Origin of the sequence: Dulcicalothrix desertica PCC 7102 (assembly GCF_003991905.1) — a bacterium.
GTDB classification, from domain to species: Bacteria; Cyanobacteriota; Cyanobacteriia; order Cyanobacteriales; family Nostocaceae; genus Dulcicalothrix; species Dulcicalothrix desertica.
In genome coordinates, this window is sequence record NZ_RSCL01000022.1 from 190189 (window position 1) to 194138 (window position 3950).

Genomic DNA, 3950 nt, shown 5'->3' on the forward strand with positions numbered 1-3950 from the left:
TTTATTATTAATTCCTTCTACTACACCGTTAGTAGTTTTTCTTTCAAAGTATCCAGCTACTTCTCCAAACCACCGTTTAATTGCAAAGCTCGCCGGGGGAGTACTCCCCCGGCAGACTTTGCTGTCTTAACACTTTTCTGATAATAAGGTTCAGCTTTTTCTAACCAATCGAGTAGCCCTAATATCCCTGTTCCTGAATCTTCACTCGTATCAAATAAATCGCGGAACTCTTCTTTCAATGAATGCATAGTTGCTATTAAAGGAGATGCTTCTCTGATTGTATCTAATTTTTCTTTTTGTTTATCTGTCAGATTATCTTCTGCTTTTAAAATTGTAAATTTATTCCCTTTTAAACTATCAAAAACTTTTTCTCTATCCTTAATATTTAAGTCTAATGCTGTTTTCTTTTCTGCTATTCTAGCTTGGTTTAATTCTTCATGTATTATTTTGGTAACATGGAACCTATCGACTGTGATAACAGCGTTTGGGCAAATCTTATCGATTAAACTTTTATAATTTCCGGTCACGGGTCTCTCCAAAAAAAATGGGGCAGCCTTCAGAACGAGATATCTCGTGATACCCAAAATTTTAATAACAAGGCTGCCCCATTTTTCCAGGTGGAATGCAACGTCATATCCATACTTACTTCTTCTATTCTTTCTATAACTTCTTCTCCCCAGCTTTTCATAACATTTTCTATTTCAATTTGTTTCCTTTCTTTTACTAACCCAATTAATTTTCCTGAATCTATATCTACAAGTACAACAATATATTTTCCTTGCCCTTTTACTAAACTTATTTCATCTATTCCTAATCTTCTCAAATTATTTAGATTTATTGGTAATATATTTTGAGCTACATCTTCAAGCATAGAATTAACCTCTTCATCGGTTAATCCATTATTTTCCGCTACATTACTTACATTACTACTAATAAGCTGTTTAACAATGTTTTCCGCGTATCGATGCGTATATGTCTTTCTCGCTCCTACAAAATCAAGCTTTTCATTAAACGTTTTTCGGCACGTTTTACATTTAAATCTTCGTCTATTTACATTTAATATTACTTCTTTATCTCCCATCGGTAAATCTTTTACTAAGTAGTTTTGATTTTGGTGTAGATGTTCGGACTTTTTACCACACTGCGGGCATACTGCGTTTTTAGTCTTTTTACTTACTGATAAAATTAAAACAGAACCCTCTTCTAGACTGGATTCTACCACTACGTAAGACAAATTTAATAGTTGAGTAAGGACTCTTTTCATAATCAATTTTACTTAAACGCTGGATAAATATTCTAAAATTTTACCACGTTAAGTACGCAAGAGCCGAATATTTTGAGGCTCAAAGGTATGTTTTGTAATATAGAATTTGATGCTGGCATCTTAAATTTAAATGCCCCTGTAGTATTTTTCCCAGTACGCCATCATAGTCCAGCTTGCGCGCGTTTACTACGGCAGCTTATTCTCGAAATACGTCCTGCTGCCATATTAATCGAAGGGCCATCTGATTTTAACTCTCAAATATCAGAGTTATTTTTACCCCATCAGTTACCCATTGCTATCTACAGCTATACTTGTTTAACAGACGGCGCCCGTCGTGGAGCATTTTATCCTTTTTGCGTATATTCCCCCGAATGGCAAGCATTACAGGTATGTAAGGAATTAGATATACCTGTTAAATTTATTGATTTACCTTGGGCAGAAGTTGCTAACGTCAGTTTGAATAGCCATCGTTATGCAGATACAGAATGGCGCCGTAGCAGTTATGTTGAGACATTATGCGAAAATTTAGGCGCCGAAGGTTTGAATGAACTATGGGATTTGTTATTTGAAATTAATTCAGAATTGGCGCCTATAGAATACTTAGAACGCTGTCATCAATTTTGCTTTCATGCTCGTCTTTTAGATGGTTCTTTCTCTCCCGTAGACATTCATCGGGAAGCATTTATGGCAGAGCAAATTCAACAAGCGTTAACTAGATATTCAGGTCAAATTCTTGTTGTAACTGGTGGTTTACATAGTTATGCTTTATACGCAAAAATATTTAATAAATCTTTTCCTGAACCACTCAGTAGAGACGCGGTAAACCGCGTCTCTACTCAGCACTCAATTAAAGGTATTGCATTGACGCCGTTTTCTTACGAACGTTTGGATGGATTAACAGGTTATGATGCAGGAATGCCTAGTCCAGGTTTTTACCATCAAGTTTGGCATGATAGGTTAACTGGTGATACAGATACTTATCGTAAATTATTAGCACGAGTAGTTCGAGATTTACGCGCGTCAAATCAAATATTTAGTTCGGCTGATTTGATAGCCGTCGAAACAACTGCTCTTAGTTTAGCTTCTTTGAGAGGTCATGTAGCAGTTTGGCGCCAAGATTTAATTGATGCTATTACTGCATGTTTAATTAAAGAGGAAATTGATACCAACAGAACACATCCGTTTTTATTAGCTGTGTATGATATATTACGCGGTGATGCTCAAGGTAAATTAGCAAGCGGTACTTCATTACCACCTTTGGTACAAGATATTAAACAGCTTTTACAAAAATATAATTTAGAACCTACTAAGCAAGCACGATTAATAGATTTAAATTTACATAAAACTTTAGACTTGCAAAAATCTTATATATTGCACAAACTAAGAATTTTAGATATTGCAGGTTACACGCGCGCTGCTGGTAGTGACTTAATCAGCCGTCAAGATTTATCATATATATGGGAGCAGTGGGCAATAAGCTTACATCCTTTGTATGAAGCTAGCTGTATTGAAAGTGCTATTTACGGTACGACTTTAACAGAAGCTGCTGAAGCAAAGTTATTAGAGCAAGCAGGACGAATAGAAAGGGATGCGGTTTCATCTGCTTTGTTATTATTAGATGCTTGTTTAATGGGTTTGCAACATCTTGCTGAACCTCTCTACCAAAAGTTGCTAACTTTAATTCGTTCAGACAGTAATTTTTTCTCTCTTACTGAAGCATTAGAACACATATTATATCTGTATTATTACGATGAAGTATTAGGAACAACAGGGCAAGATAAAATTGGTACGCTTTTAGCAGAAGCATTCACACGCGGTTTATGGCTGTTAGAAAGTCTTGGTCAAATACAGGGAAAAGACCAACAGCTACTGCAAGGAGTTAAAGTATTATTTGAAACATTTTCTAGATGCAGGCGCCAGTTAAATTTAAACCAGGATGAATTTATCAATATATTACAGCGAGTAAATATAGATTCTACACAAACTCCTTTACTACGCGGCGCCGCTTGTGGTGTTTTGTGGAGTTTAAATGCGGCGCCAACCGAGCATGTATTATTAGATTTACGCTCCTGCGCTCAACCTAATATGATAGGAGATTTTCTCACCGGGTTATTTTGTTTAGCAAGAGAAGTTGTACAGCGACACCCAGACTTACTACTAAATATCGACGAACTAATTACAAGCTTCGACGAACAGACATTTTTAGAAGCCTTACCAGCTTTACATCTGGCATTTACTTACTTTACACCGCGCGAAAAGCATAATATCGCTTCCAATTTAATCAAAGCTTGGGGGAATGTGGAAAAAGGCGCCGAAGTATCGCCTAAATTAGAGGTTAGTGCCGAGGTTATAATGCAAACACAAGCTTTTGAAACAAAATTGTTTGCAGCCTTAAAACGTTATGGTTTACGGGGTAGAGTTTAAATGATTTTTTAAATATTCAGGTGACACAATTGGAATGGGCGAACCTGTAAATCCATTTTGATCACGAGTGACAATTGCATCTAACCCAAACTTGATTTTAGAGGAGTTGGTAGTAAGGTAGGCATTGCCCACCATACAATTGTACGCTTATCATACACCCCAAAATTAATGACACGAACTAGTAGTGTTCCATGTCATTAGTTTTGGGGTGTAGGATAAACCCTTTTGAGCTTAATTCTAGCGTCCTCTTTTCGGAAGCGCC

The 3950-nt window shown here is 36.5% G+C and carries 1 protein-coding gene and 2 pseudogenes; 1 reads left to right on the forward strand and 2 read right to left on the reverse strand.

All coding sequences use genetic code 11. The features are described 5' to 3' along the window. Positions 1-524: pseudogene (locus DSM106972_RS55115) on the reverse strand (ISL3 family transposase); the annotation flags it as partial. A gap of 107 nt (positions 525-631) precedes the next feature. Next, positions 632-1264 (reverse strand): annotated as a pseudogene (locus DSM106972_RS55120) (transposase family protein); the annotation flags it as partial. Positions 1265-1351: 87 nt separating this feature from the next. On the opposite strand from DSM106972_RS55120, the gene DSM106972_RS37150 reads away from it, so the two are divergent. Beyond that, on the forward strand, positions 1352-3688 hold the full coding sequence (locus DSM106972_RS37150) for a DUF5682 family protein (protein WP_127085392.1): 2337 nt from the start codon (positions 1352-1354) through the stop codon (positions 3686-3688). Positions 3689-3950 lie beyond the last annotated feature (262 nt).